Genomic DNA, 19,519 nt, shown 5'->3' on the forward strand with positions numbered 1-19,519 from the left:
GGACGGCCCCCGCCGGGGGCCGCCAGGCCTACGCCCGCCAGGCCTACGCCCGCCAGGGAAGCTCCGCCGTGATCGTCGTCGGCCCACCCGCCGGCGAATCCACCGCCAAGATCCCGTCGACCGCGTCAAGCCGTTCCGTGAGCCCCGCAAGCCCCCGCCCCGCCCCCGTGTCCGCCCCGCCGCGCCCGTCGTCCCGCACCTGGAGCAGCAGCCGGTCGCCCACCCGCCACACGTCCACCCACGCGCGCCGGGCCTCGGCGTGCTTGGACACGTTCTGGAGCAGCTCGGACACGGTGAAGTAGGCGATGCCCTCGATCGCGGGCACCGGTCGGGCCGGGAGGTCGACCTCCACCGACACCGGGACCGCGCAGCGGGACGCGACCGCCGACAGCGCCGCGTCCAGGCCGCGGTCGGTGAGGACCGCCGGGTGGATGCCCCGTGCCAGGTCGCGCAGCTCCTGCAGCGCGGTCTTCACCTCGCCGTGCGCCTCCTCGACCATCCGCGCCGCCGCCTTCGGGTCCTCGGTCAGCTTCTCCTTCGCCAGACCCAGATCCATGGCGAGCGCGACGAGCCGCGCCTGCGCGCCGTCGTGCAGATCGCGCTCGATCCGGCGCAGATCCGCGGCGGCGGTGTCCACGACCACGCCCCGGTCCGTCTCCAGCTCCGTGACGCGCGTCGCGAGCCGCGACGGGCCCAGCAGCCCGGAAACCATCAGCCGGTCGACCGCGGTCAGCGAGCGGATGATCCACGGCCCGGCCAGCACGAACAGCAGGCCGATCGCGCTGGTGACGGCGATCTCGAAGGGGTTGTCCAGGTAGAAGGCGTGCGTCCGGTCGCCGTACAGCTGGATGCCGTCCTGCCCCGCGTACAGGGGGAAGACCCACTGCCACAGGGGGTACGTGAACAGGGCCCAGCCCCAGACCCAGAAGGCCACCGAGACCGTGAAGGCGAAGATCGCCCACGGCATGTGGAGGATCGCGTACAGCAGGTGCCGCCAGGAGGCGCCGCTCTTCAGCATCGCCCCCATCCACGACATCGCCCCGCCCGTACGGCCCCGCGCCGGCTCGGGCGGCGCCGCGTCCAGGCCGAGCAGACCGCGCGCCCGGGCCCGCTCCACGGCGCCGAAGCCGCGGCACATGGCGAGCCCGCCGGCCAGGACCGGGATGCCGAGGAAGGTGATCAGCAGGCCCGCGCCCGCGGAGATCATGGCGATGGAGAGGGCGAAGTAGACGCAGCTCAGCGGCAGCCCGAGCACCAGGTAGCCGAACTCGCGCCAGGTGCGGGCCTCGAACGGCGCGCGGATCGCGGCGGGGAGGCGGTGGGATGCCATCGCTGTTGTCCGTTTCTGCTCGGGGGAGGAGTACATCTCAAGGTTTCCGGTCGGACGCGCCCCGGACCATGAGGGAGGTGGGCGTCTACGCCCGGGGGTTTTCCCTACCTACGGGGCGCGGCGGCGCCGCTGCCGCCTCACGGCGCCTGTGGCTTACGGGCGCTCACGCCCTACGCGCCGCCGTCGCCCACGGCGCCCACGGCCTACAGAACCGCCGTCGCCCTACGGCGCCTACGGCGCTACGCCCCCGCCATCGGCCGGGCCCGCCACGGCAGCTCCGCCGTGACCGTCGTCGGGCCGCCCTCCGGCGAGTCGAGGACGAAGAGCCCGTCGACCGCGCCCAGACGCTCCGCGAGCCCCGACATGCCGGTCCCGCCGTCCAGCCGGGCCCCGCCGCGCCCGTCGTCCCGCACCTGCACCAGCAGCCGGTCGTCCCGGCGCCACACCTCCACCGAGGCGGAACGTGCCTGCGCGTGCTTGGACACGTTCTGGAGCAGCTCGGACACCGTGAAGTAGGCGATGCCCTCGATGGCCTCGGCCGGCCGTTCGGTCAGATCGACGGTCACCTTCACCGGCACGGTGCACCGCGCGGCGATGGACGACAGTGCGGCATTGAGCCCGCGGTCGGTGAGGACCGCCGGGTGGATGCCCCGGGCCAGGTCGCGCAGCTCCTGGAGCGCCAGCTTCACCTCGCCGTGCGCTTCGTCGACCATGGCGGCGGCCGCCTCCGGGTCCTCCAGGAGCTTCTCCTTCGCCAGGCCGAGCCCCATCGCGAGCGCGACGAGCCGGGCCTGTGCGCCGTCGTGCAGATCGCGCTCGATGCGGCGCAGATCGGCGGCGGCGGTGTCGACGACCACGCCGCGGTCCGTCTCCAGCTCGGCGATCCGCCGCTCCAGCTCGTCCGAGGGCGAGAGCAGCCCGCGGACCATGGCCCGGTCGGCGTTGGAGAGCCCGCGGGCGAGGAACGGCAGCACCGGCCAGAGCACGATCAGCGAGACGAGCATGACGGTGAAGGTCACGATGCCCCAGGGCAGCCGGATGAAGGAGTACAGCAGCGTCCGCCAGGCCACCGGGTCCTTCAGCGCCGTCCACAGCCAGGGGAAGAAGCCGTGCCGGCGGGGGAGCGGGCTGGGCTCCTCCACCCGTACGCCGAGCAGCGCCCGGGCCCTCGCCCGCTCCGCCCGGCCCAGGCCGCGCGCACCGGCGAGACCGAGGGCAAGGAGGGGCAGACCGATCACCGTGACGGACAAGCCCACACCGACGGCGACCGACACCACCGCGTACACGAAGCCGACCAGCGCGATCGGCAGATTGGCGAGAAGGAAGGAGACCTCCTTCCAGGTGTGCCGGCCGTAGCTGAGACGGGCGGGCGGCAGCCGGTCGCTGTCAGGGGTATCGGTGTCGACGCTCATGCGGCCAAGCCTGCCGGTCGGAGTGCTCGGCCCGCCATGGGGTACGTGGGTGAAGGGAGGTGGGGATATCCCTACCGCTCACTCCGCCCGCTCACTGTGTGACACGACCGCTTACAGCCTCTTTAACAGGGCCTAGACTCCCGTGCGTACAGATCGTCTAAACGGGCAGGGAGCGAGGGGTGGACGTGCCGGATCCGACCGTACGGGCGGGAATCGGACTCGCGGCGGACTACTTCCAGTCGTACTCCGTCGTCGGACTGCTCGCCGCCATCGGCGTGCTCTTCGTCGCCGTCGCGTTCGGCGCGGGCCGTCTGCTGCGGCCCGTCGTGCCGACGCCGGAGAAGCTGCTGACGTACGAGTGCGGCGTCGACCCGGTGGGGGAGGGCTGGGCGCACACCCAGGTCCGCTATTACGTGTATGCCTTCCTCTACGTGATCTTCGCCGTCGACTCGATCTTCCTCTTCCCCTGGGCGACCGTGTTCGCCGCGCCCGGCTACGGCGCGACGACGCTGGTCGAGATGTTCATCTTCCTCGGCTTCCTGGCCGTGGGACTGCTCTACGCGTACAAGAAGGGCGTCCTGACATGGACGTGACCCCGACCCCGACCCCGCTGCCCACCCCGACGCTCGGCCCGCTGGCGCGACTGGCGCCGGAGCCGATGAAGGTGGTCCTGAACTGGGGCCGCCGCTACAGCCTCTGGGTCTTCAACTTCGGGCTCGCCTGCTGCGCGATCGAGTTCATCGCCGCGTCGATGGCCCGCCACGACTTCATCCGGCTCGGCGTGATCCCCTTCGCGCCGGGGCCGCGACAGGCGGACCTCATGATCGTCTCCGGCACGGTGACGGACAAGATGGCGCCGGCGGTGAAGCGGCTGTACGAGCAGATGCCCGAGCCCAAGTACGTCATCTCGTTCGGCGCCTGCTCGAACTGCGGCGGGCCCTACTGGGACTCCTACTCGGTGACGAAGGGCGTCGACCAGATCATCCCGGTGGACGTGTACGTGCCGGGCTGCCCGCCGCGCCCCGAGGCGCTGCTGCAGGGGATCCTCAAGCTTCAGGAGAAGATCGCCCGGGAGTCGCTGGCGGCGCGCTACTCCGGACCGTCGGTCGGCCAGCTGACGAGCGGTCTGGTGACGCCGCCGACGCCGGGCGGTGATGACAAGTGAACGCGAACGCGTACGACTCCCTCCCGGAGGCCGTGACCGAGGTCTTCGGCGAGGAGGCGACGGCGGAGCGGGCGTACGACCTGCTGACGGTGGACGTGCCGGTCGGCTCGTGGATCGCCGCGCTGGAGATCGCGCGGGACAAGCTGGGCTGCACGTACTTCGACTGGCTGAGCGCGGTCGACGAGCCGGGCGCGGGCTTCCGGGTCTGCGCGCACGTGGTGGCGCTGGAGGGCGGCGCGGTGCGTCGCCTGCTGGTCCGCACGACGGTGCCGCACGCGGCCCCCGTACTCGCCTCCGCGATCGACATCTACGCGGGCGCGGCGTGGCACGAACGCGAGACGCACGAGATGTTCGGCGTCGAGTTCACGGGCCACCCGAACCTCGTCCCGCTGCTCCTCCCCGAGAACTTCGAGGGCCACCCGCTGCGGAAGGACTTCGTGCTGGCCGCGCGCGTCGTGAAGGCGTGGCCGGGCGCGAAGGAGCCGGGCGAGTCCGAGCACGGCGGCCCGAAGCGCCGCCAGATGCTCCCCCCGGGCGTCCCGGACCCCAACGACTGGGGCCCCCTCAAGGGCCAACTCCCCCCTGCCCCGGCCCGCCCGGCCCGCACCCCCCGCGCAGCGGCCGGCGCCGGCGCCCCCGCCGACCGCCCGGCCCGCCGCACCCGCACCACGTCGGAGGGCTCGGCGACCCAGACGCCCGCGCCGGAGCCCGCCGAGGCGGCGGCCCCCACCCCGGAGGCGACGCGCCCGCCGCGCCGCAGCCGCAGCGCGTCCGACGGCTCCGCGAACCAGACGCCTACTGCCGCGGGCGCCGGCACCCCGGAGGCCCCTGCCACGCCGGTGGACGACTCCGCGAGCCAGGGACCCGGCCCGACCGGCACCACCCCGCCGCGCCGCAGCCGCTCGGCGGCGGACGGCTCCGCGAGCCAGGCGCCTGGTGCCGGAGCCGACGGCGCCCCGGACGCCCCGGCCTCGGCACGCCCGCCGCGCCGCAGCCGCTCGGCGGCGGACGGCTCCGCGAGCCAGGCGGGCACGCCCGCTGCCCCCGCCCCGCCGCGGACCCGCAGCTCGGACGCCCCCTGGCACCACGCCCGCCCGGCGTTCGAAGACGACACCGCCCCGGCCCCCGAGGCAGAACCGGCACCGAAGCCAGCACGCGAGCCCGAGGCAGAACCCGCGCCACAGGCGACGCCTCCGGAGGCGCCCGCCGCGCGCGAGGCCGCACCGGCGCCGCAGGCGACGGCCGAGCCCGAGGCAGAACCCGCCTCGGAGGCGGCCCGCGCCCCCGGGCCCGCCCCGGCGGCGGCGCCTGCTCCCCAGCAGTCACCTGCCCCCGAAGCGGCACCCAGCCCGGAGGCCGGGCCCGCTCCCGAGGGCGAGCAAGCACCCGAGGCCGAGTCCACGCCGCCGGCGGCACCCGCACCCGGCGCCGCACCTGCCCCCGAGGCCGAGCCTGCTCCCGAGGGGACACCGGCCCCCAGCCCGGAGGCTGAACCCGCCGACCAGGCGGAGCCCGCCCCCCGGGCTGAACCCGCCCCCCGGGCCGAGCCCGCCCCCCAGGCGGAGCCCGCCGCCCCCGGTGCCGAATCCGCGCCCCGCCGCGTGCCCGGCGCCGATGGCGGCGCGGCCGACACCGACCACCACCCCGACACCACCGACCCCGCCGGAGGCGAACCCGCGTGAACGACGCACTCGACGTCGCCCTCCGGCTGCTCGTCGTCTTCGCCGTGTTCCTCGTGCTGCCCCTCGTCATCGGGCAGACCGAGCACAAGGTCATGGCCCACATGCAGGGGCGCCTCGGGCCCATGTACGCCGGTGGGTTCCACGGGTGGGCCCAGCTCGTCGCCGACGGGGTCAAGTTCGCGCAGAAGGAGGACGTGGTCCCGGCCAACGCCGACCGCCGCATCTTCCAGCTAGCCCCCGCCGTCGCCCTCCTCCCGTACCTCCTTGTCCTCGTCGCCATCCCCATCGGCCCGAGCGAAGGAGCCGTCGGGCAGATCGTCGACGCCGGCATCTTCTTCGTGCTCGCCGTCATGGGCGTCGGCGTCCTCGGCAGCCTCATGGCCGGCTGGGCATCCGCCAACAAGTTCTCCCTGCTCGGCGGCCTCCGCACCGCCGCACAGCTGCTCGCCTACGAGCTCCCGATGCTGCTCACCGCCGCCTCCGTCGCGATGGCCGCCGGCACCGTCTCCCTCCCCGGCATCCTCAACGCCTTCGAGTGGTGGTGGCTGCCCTGGCAGATCGTCGGCGCCCTCGTCTTCTTCGTGGCGGGGCTCGCGGAACTCCAGCGGCCCCCGTTCGACATGCCCGTCGCCGACTCCGAGATCATCTTCGGCGCGTACACCGAGTACACCGGCCTCCGCTTCGCGCTCTTCCTGCTCGCCGAGTACGCCGGCATCGTCGTCCTGTGCGGTCTGACCACCGTCCTCTTCCTCGGCGGCTGGCACGGCCCCTTCGGCGCCGACGGCCTCGGCTGGGTCTGGACCCTCCTCAAGACCGCCGTCCTCGCCTTCATCGTCATCTGGCTCCGGGTGAGCTACCCCCGGCTGCGCGAGGACCAGCTCCAGAAGCTCGCCTGGACGACCCTCGTCCCGCTCGCCCTCGCGCAGATCGCGCTCACCGGCATCGTGAAGGTGGCGATCCAGTAATGCCCACCGCGTCTCCCGACCACCGCCCCTCGTCGACGCCCTCCGGGCGGCCCCGTTCGTTCCCCGGTTCCGGCCTGGCCAAGGGCCTCGCCGTCACGCTCCGCACGATGACGAAGAAGACCGTCACCGCGCAGTACCCCGACAAGCAGCCCGAACTCCCGCCCCGCACCCGCGGCGTCATCGGGCTCTTCGAGGAGAACTGCACCGTCTGCATGCTCTGCGCCCGCGAGTGCCCCGACTGGTGCATCTACATCGACTCCCACAAGGAGACGGTGCCCGCCGCCACCCCCGGCGGCCGCGAGCGCAGCCGCAACGTCCTCGACCGCTTCGCCATCGACTTCGCCCTCTGCATGTACTGCGGTATCTGCATCGAGGTGTGCCCCTTCGACGCGCTGTTCTGGTCGCCCGAGTTCGAGTACGCGGAGACGGACATCCACGAACTCACCCACGAGCGCGACAAGCTCCGCGAGTGGATGTGGACCGTCCCGGAACCGCCCGCGCTCGACCCGCGCGCCGAGGAGCCGAAGGAGCTCGCCGCGGCCCGCAAGGCCGTGGAGAAGGCCGCCGCCGCGGCGGCCGCCGCAGAAGCGCAGGAGGGCCAGGAGTGAACCTCGCCGCCACCACGCCCGGCTTCCTCTCGCCCTCCGGCGTCGAGATCGCCTTCCTCCTCGTCGGCCTCGTCACCCTCGGCGCGGCCGCCGTCACCGTCACCACCCGCCAGCTCGTCCACGCCGCGCTCTGGCTGGTCATGACGCTCGGCGGGCTCGCGGTGGAGTACCTCCTCCTCACCGCCGAGTTCATCGCCTGGGTCCAGGTCCTGATCTACGTCGGCTCCGTCGTCGTCCTCCTCCTCTTCGGCCTCATGCTCACCAAGGCCCCCATCGGCCGCTCCCCGGACGCCGACTCGGGCAACCGCCCCGTCGCCCTCGCGGTCGCGCTCGGTGCGGCCGCCGCGCTCGTCTGGGTGGTCGTCGACGCCTTCCGTACCACCTGGATCGACCTGGACGGACCGGCCCAGGGCTCCACCAAGGTGTCCGGCGAGATCCTCTTCCGGCACTGGGTGCTGCCCTTCGAGGCGCTCTCCGTCCTCCTCCTCGCCGCGCTGGTCGGCGCGATCGTCCTGTCCCGCAAGAACGCCAAGGAGGCCCGGGACTGATGCATCTCGCCTACCCCGCCGTCCTCGCCGCCCTGCTCTTCTGCGTCGGCCTCTACGGCGTCCTCGCCCGCCGCAACGCGATCCTGGTCCTGATGTCCGTCGAGCTGATGCTCAACGCCGTCAACCTCAACCTGGTCGCCTTCGACGTGTGGCTCCGCGACACCCTCCACGCCGGCCAGGCGCTCACCCTCTTCACCATCGCCATCGCCGCCGCCGAGATCGGCATCGGTCTCGCGATCGTCCTGATGGTCTACCGCAACCGCGGCTCCTCGGACGTCGACCGGCTGCGCGACACCGTGGAAGCGACCTCCGACGACGAGAAGGCCGAGGCCACCGCGTGACCACCACGACCCTCGCCACCCTCGTCCCCCTCCTTCCTTTCCTCGGCTCCGTTGCCGGGCTGCTCCTCGGCCGAACCGCCCCCGGCTTCGTCCGCCCCCTCGCCGTCCTGCCGACGCTCGCCGCCGCCGTGTTCGCCGTCGTCGTCGCCGTCCGCCAGGGCGGGGGAAAGACGATCGAGGCCGCCACCCAGCTCACCCCGACCGGCTCGGTCCCCATCGACCTCGCCCTGTACATCGACGGCTTCGCCGCCCTCGCCGCCGTCCTGGTCGGCCTGGTCGCCACCTGCGTGCAGATCTACTCGACCGGGTACCTGCGCGACGACCCGCGCTACCCCTCGTACGCCGCGCTCGTCTCCCTCTTCACCGCCGCGATGCTGCTCGTCGTCTACTCCGGCGACCTGATGGTGCTCCTGGTCGGCTGGGAGATCATGGGCATCTGCTCGTACTTCCTCGTCGGTCACTACTGGGAGACCCCCGAGGCGCGGGCGGCCTCCCTCAAGGCCTTCCTGGTCACCAAGCTCGGCGACGTCCCCTTCCTGTTCGGGCTGTTCGCGCTCGCCATCGACGCGGGCACCTTCCAGATCCGCGGGATCCTCGGCGCCGTCGCCGCCGGCGGCCTCGACCACCCCACCCTCGTCGCGCTGCTGCTGCTCGCCGGTGTGGCGGGCAAGTCCGCGCAGTTCCCGCTGCACACCTGGCTCCCCGACGCCATGGCCGGCCCCACCCCCGTCTCCGCGCTCATCCACGCGGCGACGATGGTCGCCGCCGGTATCTACTTCGTGGCCCGTCTGCTGCCCGTCTTCGCCTCGTCCGCGGCCGCGCTGACCGTGCTCGCCGTGATGGCCGCGGTGACGATGGTCGGCTCGGCGCTCGCCGCGCTCGCCCAGGACGACATCAAGCGCGTCCTCGCCTACTCGACCATCGGCCAGCTCGGCTACATGGCGGGCGCCCTGGCCGTCGCCGACCGCGGTGCCGCCGTCTTCCACCTCATCTCCCACGGCGCGTTCAAGGCCCTCCTCTTCCTCGCCGCCGGCGCGATCATCCACGCCGCCGGTACGAACTCGCTCTCGGCCATGTCCCGGATGAGCGGCCTGACCAAGCGGGTCCCCGACGCGTACTGGACGATGACCGTCGCCCTCCTCGCACTCGCCGCCATCCCGCCGTTCGCCGGCTTCTTCTCCAAGGAAGCCGTCCTCGTGGCCGCCGAGCACACCGCCCTCGGGGACCGCACCGTCGCCCCCGCCGGAGCCGGCTGGACCGTCCTCGTCGCGGGCCTGCTCACCGCCCTCCTCACCGCCGCGTACGCATCCCGGCTGTGGCTGCTGGCCTTCCGCGGCCGGGGCGCCGAGGTCCCCGACCACGGTCGTCAGCCGCTCGCCATGACCACGGTCCTGTGGGTGCTCGCGATCCCGTCCCTCGGCTTCGGTCTGAGCGTCACGTACCTCGACGACTGGTTCGACGGCCACGCCCTCACCCCGACGGCCACCACTGCGGTGCTCGGCACGGGTGTCGCCCTCGTCGGCGCCGTCGTCACCTACGCCGTCTGGCGCACCCTCGCCACCAAGGCCGCAGCCATCAAGGGCCCCGCCAAGGAGGCCGTCGCCGCGCACGTCGCCCACCCCGACGCCGAGGCGGGCCAGGTCGAGGCAGAGGCCCTGCACCTGCCGCACCCCGCGGAGGACCCGACCGACCCCGGCCGCGCCCTGCTCGGCCCGCTGCACCGCCACGCGGCCACCGGCTTCCACGTGGACGCCCTCTACACCGCGGTGTTCGTCCGCCCCGTCCTGGCCGCGGCCTCCCTGGTCCGCTTCCTGGACCGCGAGGTCGTCGACACGTACGTGAGCGGTGCGGGCACCGGCACCCAATGGCTCGGTTGGCTCGTCCGCCGCGCCCAGACCGGCAACGTGCAGACCTACCTCAGCGCCCTGCTCGCCGGCTCCGTCGTCCTGGCGCTCGCCGCCGTACTCGTCGCCGCCGGAGCGTGAGACGTGATCGATATCAGCGAATCCGTGATGCAGTTCCTTCTCGCGTTGATCGTCGCCGGCCCGCTCATCGGGGCCGCCGCCGCTCTTCTCCCGGCCCCGCCCGGGCTGAAGGGGAAGTCGCCCGACCAGGCCGTTCTCCGCCACGGCGTGGTCGTCACCGGCGTGATCCTCGCCGCCGCGATCGTCCTCACCCTGGGCTTCGACCACGACCAGCCGTCGAGGATCCAGGCGAGCACGGACATCAAGTGGATCCCCGCACTCGACGTGCGCCTCCACCTCGGTGTCGACGGCATTTCCCTCCCCCTCCTGGTCATGACCGCGCTCCTGACCTTCCTCTGCGCGCTCTACAGCTACTTCAAGATGCCGACCGGTCCCTCCCCCAAGGGATTCGTCGCCCTTCTCCTCGTCCTCGAGTCCGGCACCCTCGCGACCTTCGCCGTCCTCGACCTCGTCCTGTTCTTCCTGGCCTTCGAGATGGTCCTCATCCCGATGTACTTCCTCATCGCCCGCTGGGGCGGCGAGGGCAAGCAGGCCGCCGCCTGGAAGTTCATCCTCTTCACGCTGCTCGGCTCGGTCGTCATGCTGCTCGGCCTGCTCCTCATCGGCGTGAAGGCGGGCACGTTCGACATGGTGGCACTGGCCACTGACAACGGCCGCGGACTGACCACATCCGTGCAGGTCATCGCCGTTCTCGCGATCGGGATCGGGCTCGCGGTGAAGACCCCGATGTGGCCGCTGCACAGCTGGCTCCCGGACGCCCACACGGCCGCCCCGACCGTCGGCTCGGTCCTCCTCGCCGGCGTCCTGCTGAAGATGGGTACGTACGGGTTCGTCCGGATCATCCTGCCGATCGCCCCGGACGGCATGCGGGTCTTCGCCCCGTACCTCGCCGCCTTCGCCGTCGCCGGCATCATCTACGGGTCGCTCGCCTGCCTCGCCCTCGCGAAGCCCGGCAACAAGGGCGACCTCAAGCGCCTGATCGCGTACTCGTCCGTCGGCCACATGGGCTTCGTGCTCCTCGGCATCGCGACCATGACCCCCACCGGAGTCAATGGCGCGCTCTTCGCCAACATCGCCCACGGCCTCATCACCGGCCTCCTCTTCTTCCTGGTCGGCGCGCTCAAGGACCGGTACGGCACGGCCGACCTCGACACCCTCGCGGGCGCCACCGGCGCCGCGCTCTACGGCCGCGCCCCGCGCCTCGGCGGACTGCTCGCCTTCTCCGCCGTCGCCTCCCTCGGACTGCCCGGCCTCGCCGGCTTCTGGGGCGAGATGCTGGCCCTGTTCGGCGCATTCGAACCGGCCGAGGGCCTCAGCCGTCCTGCCTTCCTCACCTTCATGGTGATCGGCGGCTTCGGCACCCTGCTCACCGCCGCGTACCTGCTCGTCGTCGTCCGCCGGGTCTGCATGGGCGGCCCCCGCCCGAGCGGGGAGACGGTGATCGCCGATGTCCAGGGGTACGAGTTCGCCGCCTGGACCCCGCTCGTCGCCCTCACCGTCCTCGCCGGCCTGTGGCCCGCGGTTCTCCTCGGCCTGACCGACCCGGCCGTGCAGCAGCTTCTCGCCGGAGGCACCAAGTGACGCGCCTTGCCACAGACCTCGTCCAGTCCGTCGACTGGCTCGCGATCGCGCCACCCACCCTGACCGCCGTGGTCGCGCTGGGCGTGCTCGTCGCCGACCTCTTCGTCCCCGCCCGGCACAAGCAGCTCCTCGGCTGGACCGCGATCGCCGGGCTCGTCGCCTCGATCGCCCTGCTGATCCCGCTGCGCGCCGGCGACCGCACGACCTTCTGCCTCACCACCGAACCGGCCGCGACCGCCGCGTGCAGCTACACCGCCGACCGCTTCACCCTCGTCATCCAGTTCCTGGTGCTCGGCGGCGCGCTGCTCACCGCCCTCCTCTCGCTCTCCGACACGCGCGACAAGCTCCCCGCAGGCGAGTACTGGTTCCTCCTCCTCTCCTCGGCCGCCGGCGCGGCGCTGCTGCCCGCCTCCCGCGACCTCGCGACCCTCGTCGTCGCCCTCGAGGTCGCCTCGCTGCCCGCCTTCGCGCTCGTGGGCCTGCGCCGGGGAGACCGGCAGTCCAGCGAGGCCGCGCTGAAGTTCTTCCTCTCCTCCGTCACCGCGACCGCCGTGACCCTGCTCGGCGTCAGCTTCGTGTACGGCGCGACCGGCACCCTCCACCTCACCGAGCTCGCCCAGCGCCTCGACGACGTTCCCGCCCAGCTGGAGACCCTCGCCCAGGTCGGCGTCGCCCTCACCCTGGTCGGCTTCGCCTTCAAGACGGCCGCCGTCCCCTTCCACTTCTGGGTCCCCGACACCTATGTCGGCGCCCCGCTGCCCGTCGCCGGCTACCTCTCCGTCGTGGGCAAGGCCGTCGGCTTCACCGGCCTCATCCTGGTCACGGTCGTCGCGTTCCCCTCGTACGCGGACGTCTGGGGCCCGGCGCTCGCCGTCCTGGCCGCGCTCACCATGACCGTCGGCAACGTGGCCGCCCTGCGGCAGGTCTCCACGCGCGCGTGGAGCGCGGTCCGGCTGCTCGCCTGGTCCTCCGTCGCCCAGGCCGGCTACCTCCTGGTGCCGATCGCCGCCGCCGCGTACTCCAGCGACGACCAGATCGGCGCCACCGTCGCGTACGCCCTGATGTACGCCGTCGTGAACCTCGGCGCCTTCGCGGTGGTCGTGCTGGTCTCCCGTACCCACCCGGAGAACCGGATCGCCGACTACCGCGGCCTGTACGCCACCCGCCCGGCGACCGCCCTCGCCATGGGCTTCTTCCTGCTCAACCTCGCCGGTCTGCCGCCCGGTATCATCGGCCTCTTCGCCAAGGTCACCGTCTTCTCGGCGGCGGTCGACGCGGGCCTGGGCTGGCTGGCCGTGATCATGGGTGTGAACGTCGTGATCGGCCTCTACTACTACCTCCGGTGGACGGCGCTGCTGTTCCGCGCGCCGCTGGGGGAGACCGCCCACGCGCGCGTGCCCGCTCCGATCACCCTGGCGATCGTGCTGACCGCCGTCGTCGGTGTCGTCCTGTCGGGCTATCCGCAGTTCGCCCTGCGCTTCGCGGCCACCGCACTGTTCTGACCAGCAATACCTAGGAGCTTCACCCGTGCTGAACGGTTTCAGGGACTTCATACTTCGCGGCAACGTCGTCTCGATGGCCATCGGTCTGGCCGTCGGATCCGCGTTCACGGCGGTCGTGACCGGCTTCAGCAAGGCGTTCATCACCCCGCTCATCGGCCTCGCCACCGGCTCGGTCGGCGACTTCAGCGAGGCCAGGTTCACGGTCGGCAAGACGATCTTCCCGTACGGTCTGGCGATCTCCGCCGCCATAGCGTTCGTGATCACCGCCGCGGTGCTCTACTTCTTCATCGTCGTCCCCATGACGAAGGTCCAGGAGAAGTTCGCCAAGGAAGAGGCCGACGCCACGTCGGAGAAGCGCGACTGCCCCCGCTGTTTCACCGAGATCCCGGCCATCGCCACCCGCTGCGCCCACTGCACCAGCGAGGTCGAGCCCGTCGCCGCGGCGCTGGAGAAGGCCGGCCTCCCGGCCCCGCGCTGATTCCGATCCGTACGGATCACCCGTACGGCCCACGGCACCCCCTGTGAGGGCAGGGGAACCCGCGCCTCCCGCCTGGCGTTGACCAGTACGGGAGGGTCCACTGGACATGGGCCCCCCGGACGAAGTCTGGGGGAGGACCACCACACAGCAAAGGGTTCCCCTGCCGCACCACTTGGAGGGCGTACCGTGCACCGCCGGCACAACGGGCTGAGGACCGCCGTACTCCTCGGAGGGCTCTCGGCCCTCATCATTCTCATCGGCAGCTTCTTCGGCCGTACGGGGCTGATCGTCGCGCTCGTCGTGGCGCTCGGCACCAACGCGTACGCCTACTGGAACAGCGACAAGCTGGCCCTGCGGGCCATGCGGGCCCGGCCGGTCAGCGAGTTCGAGGCGCCCGCGCTCTACCGGATGGTGCGGGACCTCTCCACCCAGGCGCGCCAGCCGATGCCCCGGCTCTACATCTCGCCGACGCAGGCCCCGAACGCCTTCGCCACCGGCCGCAACCCCCGCAACGCCGCCGTGTGCTGCACCGAGGGCATCCTGCAGATCCTCGACGAGCGCGAGCTGCGCGGCGTCATCGGCCACGAGTTGAGCCACGTCTACAACCGGGACATCCTGATCTCATCGGTTGCCGGAGCGCTCGCGTCCGTGATCATGTTCCTGGTCAACTTCGCCTGGCTGATCCCGGTCGGCCGCTCCAGCGACGACGACGGGCCCGGCCTGCTCGGCATGTTGCTGATCATGATCCTCGGCCCGGTCGCCGCCTCGGTCATCCGGCTCGCCATCTCCCGCTCGCGGGAGTACGAGGCGGACGCCTCCGGCGCGCAGCTCACCGGCGACCCGCTGGCCCTCGCCAGCGCCTTGCGCAAGCTCGAAGCGGGCACGAAGCAGCTGCCGCTGCCGCCCGAGCCCAAGATCGAGACCGCGAGCCACATGATGATTGCGAACCCCTTCGGAGGGGGCAGAGGCGTTTCGAAGATGTTCTCGACGCACCCGCCGATGGCGGAGCGCATCGCCCGACTCGAGCAGATGGCAGGTCGTCGCCCATGAAGACAATCCTCAACGTCATTTGGCTGATCCTGTGCGGCTTCTGGATGTTCCTCGGCTACATGCTGGCCGGCATCCTGCTGTGCATCACGATCATCGGGATCCCCTTCGGTCTCGCCGCCTTCCGCATCGGCATCTACGCCCTGTGGCCCTTCGGCTACACGGTCGTGGACCGGCGCGACGCGGGCGCGCCCTCCTGCGTCGGCAACGTGCTGTGGCTGATCCTCGCGGGCTGGTGGCTGGCGCTCGGCCACATCACCACCGGCATCGTCCTCTGCATCACGATCATCGGCATCCCGCTGGGCATCGCGAACTTCAAGCTGATCCCGGTGTCGCTGCTGCCGCTGGGCAAGGAGATCGTCCGCACGGACGAGCCGTACCCGTACGCGACGCACTGACGGACGGACCGGCCGACTGACGGACGGGTCGACTCACTGACGGCCCGACTCACGGACGGCCCGACCGACGCCCGACGGAGCTCGTCGCCTCACTCACAGGCGCGGGTGCGCGGATCGTCCGCGAGTGACCGCGTAGGCGACCGCCCCCGCCGCGAGGACACCCACCCCCGTGAGGACCGAGGCCGGCGGCAGCGCGAACGCCAGCGCCCCGCACCCGGCCAGACCCAGCGCGGCGAGCGGCCGGTGGGAGCGGCCCAGCGTCCACGCGGAGGCGTTGGCGATCCCGTAGTAGACGAGCACGCCGAAGGACGAGAAGCCGATCGCGCCCCGTACGTCCGCCGTGGCCGCCACCACGGCCACCACCGCGCCCACCGCGAGCTCCGCCCGGTGCGGCACCTGGAAGCGGGGGTGCACGGCGGCGAGCGCGGTCGGCAGATGACCGTCCCGGGCCATCGCCAGGGTCGTACGGGACACCCCGAGGATCAGCGAGAGCAGCGAGCCCAGCGCGGCGACGGCCGCGCCGACCGTGACGACGGGTACGAGCCATCCGGCGTCGGCCGCCCGGGCCGCGTCCACGAGCGGGGCCGGGGAGGTCGCAAGGGCCTGCGGCCCGAGGACGGCGAGGACGCACACCGCCACCGCCGCGTAGACGGCGAGCGCGATGCCGAGCGCCACGGGGACGGCCCGGGGGATGGTCCGGGCCGGATCGCGCACCTCCTCGCCGAGCGTGGCGATCCGCGCGTACCCCGCGAACGCGAAGAACAGCAGCCCCGCCGCCTGGAGCACTCCGCCTGCCGTCACGTCCTCGCCCGGCGCGAGACGGCCGAAGTCACCCTCCCCCGTGCTCACCACGGTGACGACCAGAGCCGCGAGGACGGCGAGGACCAGCGCCACGATCACCCGCGTGAGGAGGGCGGACTTCTGGACACCGGTGTAGTTCACGGCGGTCAGCGCCACCACGGCCGCGACCGCCACCGCGTGCGCCTGCCCCGGCCAGACGTACGCCCCGACCGTCAGCGCCATCGCGGCGCACGAGGCCGTCTTGCCGACGACGAACGCCCAGCCGGCGAGGTAGCCGAAGAACGGCCCGAGACGTTCGCGACCGTACACATAGGTGCCGCCCGAGGCCGGATACCGCGCGGCGAGCCGGGCCGAGGACATCGCGTTGCAGTACGCGACGAGCGCGGCGAGCCCGAGCGCCGGGAGCAGCCCCGAACCGGCCGCGCCGGCCGCCGGGCCGAGCGCGACGAAGATCCCGGCGCCCACCATCGAGCCGAGCCCGATGACGACGGCGTCGAAGACCCCGAGCGAGCGGCGCAGTTCCTGTGTCATGACCCGCACACTACGGGGCGCCGCAACCGCGCCCGGCGCCCTCGCGTCCTCCCTGGCATGAACGTCATCAGCTGGATCGTCCTGGGCCTGCTCGCGGGTGTCGTCGCCAAGGTCCTGCTCCCCGGCCGCGACCCGGGCGGGCTCATCGGCACGACCCTCATCGGCATAGCCGGCGCCTTCATCGGCGGCTGGATCTCGTCCACCTTCCTGGACCGCCCGATCGCCACCGGCTTCTACGACACGGCCACCTGGCTCTCGGCCATCGGCGGCTCGCTGGTGCTGCTGATCGCGTACCGGATCCTCTTCGGCCACTCGCGCTCGCGCTGAAGCAGTGGGCGCCGAGCGGTCGGCGCCGAGCGGCCGGCGCCGTAGCGGGTCGGGCTAAAGCCCCGTCTCGCGCAGCGTGATGTTGAGCCGTCCGCTGAGCCCCAGCGCCGGATCGGCCGTCCCGGCAAGGACCTTGGGCACCCCGTGGTAGGCGAAGCGGGACGGCCCGCCGAAGACGAAGAGATCGCCGGACGCCAACTCCACGTCGGTGTACGGCTTTCCGCGGGTCTCGGTGTTCCCGAACCGGAACACGCAACGATCGCCGAGGCTCAACGACACCACGGGCGCACCGGACCGCTCCTCCTTGTCCTGATGCAGCCCCATCTTCGCGCCGGCGCCCGCGTCGTAGAAGTTCACCAGCGCGGTGTCGGGCGCAAACCCGCCGTCTTCCCCGTAAGCCTCGCTCACGGCCGCACGCCCCAACGCGCTCAACCAGTCCGGCAGTTCGACGCCAACCGCGTCGAGGTACCGGTACGGCACCCAGCGCCGCCCCAGGCAGAGCGACTGCACGGACATCACCCCGCCGCCCGGCAGCACGGTGTGCCGGTACGGAACGGGCCCGCGCCCCCACTCCCGGCAGGCGGCCACCAATTCCCGCTGCCGGTCGAGGGAGAGCCACCCGGGCACGTGCACCGCCCCCGGGGCGACGACGGCCCGCTCGCGGGCGAACAGCCCGTCCATCACGCCACCAGGGCGCCTTCGAGCCCGAGCAGCCGCTCCTTGCGCTCCAGGCCGGCCGCGTAGCCGCGCAGACTCCCGTCCGCACCGATCACCCGGTGGCAGGGTCGCACCACCAGCAGCGGGTTGCGCCCGATCGCGGTGCCGACGGCCCGCACCCCGGCCCCGGAGGAACCGACCTTCCGGGCGATGTCCCCGTACGAGACGGTGGCGCCGTACGGGATCTCCTCCAGGGCCCGCCAGACGCGCCGCTGGAACTCCGTCCCGCTGTCGGCGTACGCGATGTCGAAGCGCTCCCGCCGCCCCGCGAAGTACTCGTCCAGCTGCCGGGCGATCTCCTCGAACGCCTCGGGCGCGTGCCGCCAGCCGTCCTCGACGGCGGCGGCACCCTTCTGCCCGGGCAGCGACAACGAGACCAGTGCGGTCCGCCCGTCCTCGTCGGTGCCCCGCCCGACGAGCAGCATCTCGCCCAGGGGGCCCTCGACGTACGCGTACACCGTCATGACAGTTCCTCTCCTCGCGCTCACTCCGCGTCCAGTGTGCGAGGCCCGCCACCCCTGAGGCTGGCGGCTTTCGGACACGCAGTCCGTGACCGGCGCTCGTGACTAGCGGTAGTTCACGAACTGGATCGCGAAGTCGAAGTCCTTGCCCTTGAGCAGCGCCTGCACGGCCTGCAGGTCGTCCCGGCTCTTCGAGCTGACGCGCAGCTCGTCACCCTGGACCTGCGCCTTGACGCCCTTGGGGCCCTCGTCGCGGATGGCCTTCGCGACCTTCTTGGCGTTCTCCTGGGAGATGCCCTCCTCGATCGTCGCGAAGATCTTGTACTCCTTGCCGGACAGCTGCGGCTCGCCGGCGTCCAGCGACTTCAGCGAGATGCCGCGCTTGATCAGCTTGGTCTCGAAGATGTCGAGGATCGCCTTCACGCGCTCCTCGCCGTTGGCCTGCATCAGGATCTTCTCGCCCGACCAGGAGATGGAGGCGTCGGTGCCCTTGAAGTCGTAGCGCTGCGAGATCTCCTTCGCGGCCTGGTTGAGGGCGTTGTCGACCTCCTGCCGCTCGACCTTGGAGACGATGTCGAAACTGGAGTCGGCCATGACGTGTGGCTCCTTGCGTCGAATGCGTTGCGGTTGCGTGGGCGTACGAGGCAAGCCTAGTCATCCGATCACGCTCGAACCGCTGATCAATCCGGTGGCGAAGCACCCCTGAGGATCAGGTATCGTTTACGTCGTTGCCACGGAGCACCGCCGAAAAGCGGCTCCGAGCAGCGACATCCCATGGCGGTGTGCCCGAGTGGCCAATGGGAGCGGACTGTAAATCCGTCGGCTTAGCCTACCCAGGTTCGAATCCTGGCGCCGCCACGCGATAAGAACGGCCCCTGATCTGCGGAAACGCGGAGCAGGGGCCGTTCTGCTGTGCAAGTGGGAGCGGCAGCGTCCCGGCCTGTCTCACGGGCCCGTAGGCTCGCAGCATGGTGGGTGCACAGCCGCGTGGGGCGGAACGGGGGCCGGGGCGGCCGCGCGAGGAGCGGGTCACCGGGGCGGTCCTCAAGGCGGTCGTCGACCTGGTCGCCGAGCAGGGGATCGGGGCGGTCACGATGGACGTCGTCGCGGCACGGGCCGGGGTGAGCAAGCCTGCCATCTATCGGCGGTGGCCCACCAAGCAGGATTTGATCATCGCCGCCGCGGAGACCCGTCTGGGCGTCCTGGCGGTGCCTGATCTGGGTGACTTCCGGGCCGAGCTGCGTTTCGTGCTCACCGCTCGCTTGGAGGCCTATCGGCTGCCGGGTACGGACCGGCTGATCGCGGGCCTCATCGGCGCGGCGGCCGAGACCGGCGCGGTGCGAGGCCAGTACGCGGAGTACACCGAGCGGATCACGAGCGAGACGAGGCGCATCCTCGAGCGGGGGATCGTCCGCGGTGACGTGGGCCCGGACACCGATGTCCGGGCCGCAGCCACCTTGGTGGCCGCGCCACTGATCTTCCGGCTGATCGGTGAGCAGGAGATGCCCGACACCCGCTTCGTGGACACCCTGGTCGATCTCGTCGCCCGCGCTGTCGGCCCGGTCGACTGACAGCCTCCGGGCGCGATTTCAGGTTCCACATTTCATGCCGTCAGGTCTCTTGCCTCCCCACACCCTAAT

General features: G+C 72.0%; 21 protein-coding genes and 1 tRNA gene. 16 read left to right on the forward strand and 6 right to left on the reverse strand.

Features of this window, described 5'->3' with window-relative positions:
* Positions 1 to 43 precede the first annotated feature (43 nt).
* Positions 44 to 1,330: a sensor histidine kinase gene (locus ACFV9D_RS13700; protein ID WP_385145000.1), complete on the reverse strand. Its 1,287-nt coding sequence runs from the start codon at positions 1,328 to 1,330 to the stop codon at positions 44 to 46.
* A gap of 239 nt (positions 1,331 to 1,569) precedes the next feature.
* Positions 1,570 to 2,742 carry a sensor domain-containing protein gene (locus ACFV9D_RS13705; protein WP_385145002.1) on the reverse strand — a complete coding sequence of 391 codons (1,173 nt, stop codon included), beginning with the start codon at positions 2,740 to 2,742 and terminating at the stop codon, positions 1,570 to 1,572.
* A 185-nt stretch (positions 2,743 to 2,927) separates the two neighbouring features.
* On the opposite strand from ACFV9D_RS13705, the gene ACFV9D_RS13710 reads away from it, so the two are divergent.
* From ACFV9D_RS13710 to ACFV9D_RS13770, 13 genes are all read left to right on the forward strand, one after another.
* Positions 2,928 to 3,335: an NADH-quinone oxidoreductase subunit A gene (locus ACFV9D_RS13710; protein ID WP_385145309.1), complete on the forward strand. Its 408-nt coding sequence runs from the start codon at positions 2,928 to 2,930 to the stop codon at positions 3,333 to 3,335.
* Positions 3,326 to 3,907: an NADH-quinone oxidoreductase subunit B gene (locus ACFV9D_RS13715; protein ID WP_385145004.1), complete on the forward strand. Its 582-nt coding sequence runs from the start codon at positions 3,326 to 3,328 to the stop codon at positions 3,905 to 3,907. The genes ACFV9D_RS13710 and ACFV9D_RS13715 overlap by 10 nt, the downstream gene beginning before the upstream one ends.
* Positions 3,904 to 5,589 (forward strand): NADH-quinone oxidoreductase subunit C, encoded by a 1,686-nt coding sequence (locus ACFV9D_RS13720; protein WP_385145006.1) that lies wholly within the window; start codon positions 3,904 to 3,906, stop codon positions 5,587 to 5,589. Before ACFV9D_RS13715 ends, ACFV9D_RS13720 begins: the two co-directional genes overlap by 4 nt.
* Entirely contained in the window at positions 5,586 to 6,554 is a 969-nt protein-coding gene (locus tag ACFV9D_RS13725) for an NADH-quinone oxidoreductase subunit H (protein WP_385145008.1), read from the forward strand. The genes ACFV9D_RS13720 and ACFV9D_RS13725 overlap by 4 nt, the downstream gene beginning before the upstream one ends.
* Before the next feature lie 107 nt (positions 6,555 to 6,661).
* Entirely contained in the window at positions 6,662 to 7,162 is a 501-nt protein-coding gene (locus ACFV9D_RS13730) for a 4Fe-4S binding protein (protein ID WP_385145310.1), read from the forward strand.
* Positions 7,159 to 7,710, forward strand: coding sequence for an NADH-quinone oxidoreductase subunit J (locus ACFV9D_RS13735; RefSeq protein ID WP_385145010.1), 552 nt, complete (start codon positions 7,159 to 7,161; stop codon positions 7,708 to 7,710). Before ACFV9D_RS13730 ends, ACFV9D_RS13735 begins: the two co-directional genes overlap by 4 nt.
* A complete protein-coding gene (nuoK, locus tag ACFV9D_RS13740) occupies positions 7,710 to 8,051 on the forward strand; it encodes an NADH-quinone oxidoreductase subunit NuoK (protein WP_385145012.1) in 342 nt (113 codons plus the stop codon). The genes ACFV9D_RS13735 and nuoK overlap by 1 nt, the downstream gene beginning before the upstream one ends.
* On the forward strand, positions 8,048 to 10,036 hold the full coding sequence (locus ACFV9D_RS13745) for an NADH-quinone oxidoreductase subunit L (protein WP_385145014.1): 1,989 nt from the start codon (positions 8,048 to 8,050) through the stop codon (positions 10,034 to 10,036). Before nuoK ends, ACFV9D_RS13745 begins: the two co-directional genes overlap by 4 nt.
* Positions 10,037 to 10,063: 27 nt before the next feature.
* Complete coding sequence (locus ACFV9D_RS13750; RefSeq protein ID WP_385145312.1) at positions 10,064 to 11,617, forward strand: NuoM family protein; 1,554 nt, start codon at positions 10,064 to 10,066, stop codon at positions 11,615 to 11,617.
* Entirely contained in the window at positions 11,614 to 13,119 is a 1,506-nt protein-coding gene (locus ACFV9D_RS13755) for an NADH-quinone oxidoreductase subunit N (protein ID WP_385145016.1), read from the forward strand. The genes ACFV9D_RS13750 and ACFV9D_RS13755 overlap by 4 nt, the downstream gene beginning before the upstream one ends.
* Before the next feature lie 25 nt (positions 13,120 to 13,144).
* Positions 13,145 to 13,597 (forward strand): large conductance mechanosensitive channel protein MscL, encoded by a 453-nt coding sequence (gene mscL / locus ACFV9D_RS13760; RefSeq protein ID WP_385145018.1) that lies wholly within the window; start codon positions 13,145 to 13,147, stop codon positions 13,595 to 13,597.
* Between the two features lie 186 nt (positions 13,598 to 13,783).
* Entirely contained in the window at positions 13,784 to 14,647 is an 864-nt protein-coding gene (htpX, locus tag ACFV9D_RS13765) for a zinc metalloprotease HtpX (protein ID WP_385145020.1), read from the forward strand.
* Positions 14,644 to 15,042, forward strand: coding sequence for a YccF domain-containing protein (locus ACFV9D_RS13770; protein WP_385145022.1), 399 nt, complete (start codon positions 14,644 to 14,646; stop codon positions 15,040 to 15,042). Before htpX ends, ACFV9D_RS13770 begins: the two co-directional genes overlap by 4 nt.
* 93 nt (positions 15,043 to 15,135) lie before the next feature.
* On the opposite strand, the gene ACFV9D_RS13775 is transcribed toward ACFV9D_RS13770, so the two are convergent.
* Entirely contained in the window at positions 15,136 to 16,374 is a 1,239-nt protein-coding gene (locus tag ACFV9D_RS13775; RefSeq protein ID WP_385145024.1) for an APC family permease, read from the reverse strand.
* A 57-nt stretch (positions 16,375 to 16,431) separates the two neighbouring features.
* Between ACFV9D_RS13775 and ACFV9D_RS13780 the strand changes: the two genes are divergently transcribed.
* Entirely contained in the window at positions 16,432 to 16,701 is a 270-nt protein-coding gene (locus ACFV9D_RS13780; protein WP_361861038.1) for a GlsB/YeaQ/YmgE family stress response membrane protein, read from the forward strand.
* A 54-nt stretch (positions 16,702 to 16,755) separates the two neighbouring features.
* Here the strand turns inward: ACFV9D_RS13780 and ACFV9D_RS13785 are convergent, their stop codons facing one another.
* The 3 genes from ACFV9D_RS13785 to ACFV9D_RS13795 all read right to left on the reverse strand — a co-directional run bounded on the left by ACFV9D_RS13785 (position 16,756) and on the right by ACFV9D_RS13795 (position 18,473).
* A complete protein-coding gene (locus tag ACFV9D_RS13785; protein ID WP_385145026.1) occupies positions 16,756 to 17,382 on the reverse strand; it encodes an alpha-ketoglutarate-dependent dioxygenase AlkB family protein in 627 nt (208 codons plus the stop codon).
* Positions 17,382 to 17,882, reverse strand: a complete 501-nt coding sequence (locus ACFV9D_RS13790) for a methylated-DNA--[protein]-cysteine S-methyltransferase (protein WP_385145028.1) — start codon at positions 17,880 to 17,882, stop codon at positions 17,382 to 17,384. The genes ACFV9D_RS13785 and ACFV9D_RS13790 overlap by 1 nt, the downstream gene beginning before the upstream one ends.
* A 102-nt stretch (positions 17,883 to 17,984) precedes the next feature.
* The gene (locus ACFV9D_RS13795; protein ID WP_147980723.1) at positions 17,985 to 18,473 is read right to left on the reverse strand and encodes a YajQ family cyclic di-GMP-binding protein; all 489 of its coding nucleotides are present in this window, start codon (positions 18,471 to 18,473) and stop codon (positions 17,985 to 17,987) included.
* Between the two features lie 182 nt (positions 18,474 to 18,655).
* Here ACFV9D_RS13795 and ACFV9D_RS13800 point away from each other — a divergent pair.
* Both ACFV9D_RS13800 and ACFV9D_RS13805 read left to right on the forward strand, forming a co-directional pair.
* Positions 18,656 to 18,737: transfer RNA gene (locus ACFV9D_RS13800), tRNA-Tyr, on the forward strand.
* Positions 18,738 to 18,847: 110 nt separating this feature from the next.
* Positions 18,848 to 19,450: a TetR/AcrR family transcriptional regulator gene (locus ACFV9D_RS13805; RefSeq protein WP_385145031.1), complete on the forward strand. Its 603-nt coding sequence runs from the start codon at positions 18,848 to 18,850 to the stop codon at positions 19,448 to 19,450.
* Positions 19,451 to 19,519: the final 69 nt, after the last annotated feature.

The organism is Streptomyces sp. NPDC059875, assembly GCF_042731085.1.
Taxonomy (GTDB): Bacteria; Actinomycetota; Actinomycetes; order Streptomycetales; family Streptomycetaceae; genus Streptomyces.

Excerpts from the sequence above, each read along its gene's own strand:
- ACFV9D_RS13700 (WP_385145000.1), bottom strand. The coding sequence starts at position 1,330 with ATGGCATCCCACCGCCTCCCCGCCGCGATCCGCGCGCCGTTCGAGGCC.
- ACFV9D_RS13705 (WP_385145002.1), bottom strand. The coding sequence starts at position 2,742 with ATGAGCGTCGACACCGATACCCCTGACAGCGACCGGCTGCCGCCCGCC.
- ACFV9D_RS13715 (WP_385145004.1), top strand. The coding sequence starts at position 3,326 with ATGGACGTGACCCCGACCCCGACCCCGCTGCCCACCCCGACGCTCGGC.
- ACFV9D_RS13730 (WP_385145310.1), top strand. The coding sequence starts at position 6,662 with ATGACGAAGAAGACCGTCACCGCGCAGTACCCCGACAAGCAGCCCGAA.
- nuoK (WP_385145012.1), top strand. The coding sequence starts at position 7,710 with ATGCATCTCGCCTACCCCGCCGTCCTCGCCGCCCTGCTCTTCTGCGTC.
- ACFV9D_RS13750 (WP_385145312.1), top strand. The coding sequence starts at position 10,064 with ATGCAGTTCCTTCTCGCGTTGATCGTCGCCGGCCCGCTCATCGGGGCC.
- ACFV9D_RS13770 (WP_385145022.1), top strand. The coding sequence starts at position 14,644 with ATGAAGACAATCCTCAACGTCATTTGGCTGATCCTGTGCGGCTTCTGG.
- ACFV9D_RS13775 (WP_385145024.1), bottom strand. The coding sequence starts at position 16,374 with ATGACACAGGAACTGCGCCGCTCGCTCGGGGTCTTCGACGCCGTCGTC.
- ACFV9D_RS13780 (WP_361861038.1), top strand. The coding sequence starts at position 16,432 with ATGAACGTCATCAGCTGGATCGTCCTGGGCCTGCTCGCGGGTGTCGTC.
- ACFV9D_RS13785 (WP_385145026.1), bottom strand. The coding sequence starts at position 17,382 with ATGGACGGGCTGTTCGCCCGCGAGCGGGCCGTCGTCGCCCCGGGGGCG.
- ACFV9D_RS13790 (WP_385145028.1), bottom strand. The coding sequence starts at position 17,882 with ATGACGGTGTACGCGTACGTCGAGGGCCCCCTGGGCGAGATGCTGCTC.
- ACFV9D_RS13795 (WP_147980723.1), bottom strand. The coding sequence starts at position 18,473 with ATGGCCGACTCCAGTTTCGACATCGTCTCCAAGGTCGAGCGGCAGGAG.
- ACFV9D_RS13805 (WP_385145031.1), top strand. The coding sequence starts at position 18,848 with ATGGTGGGTGCACAGCCGCGTGGGGCGGAACGGGGGCCGGGGCGGCCG.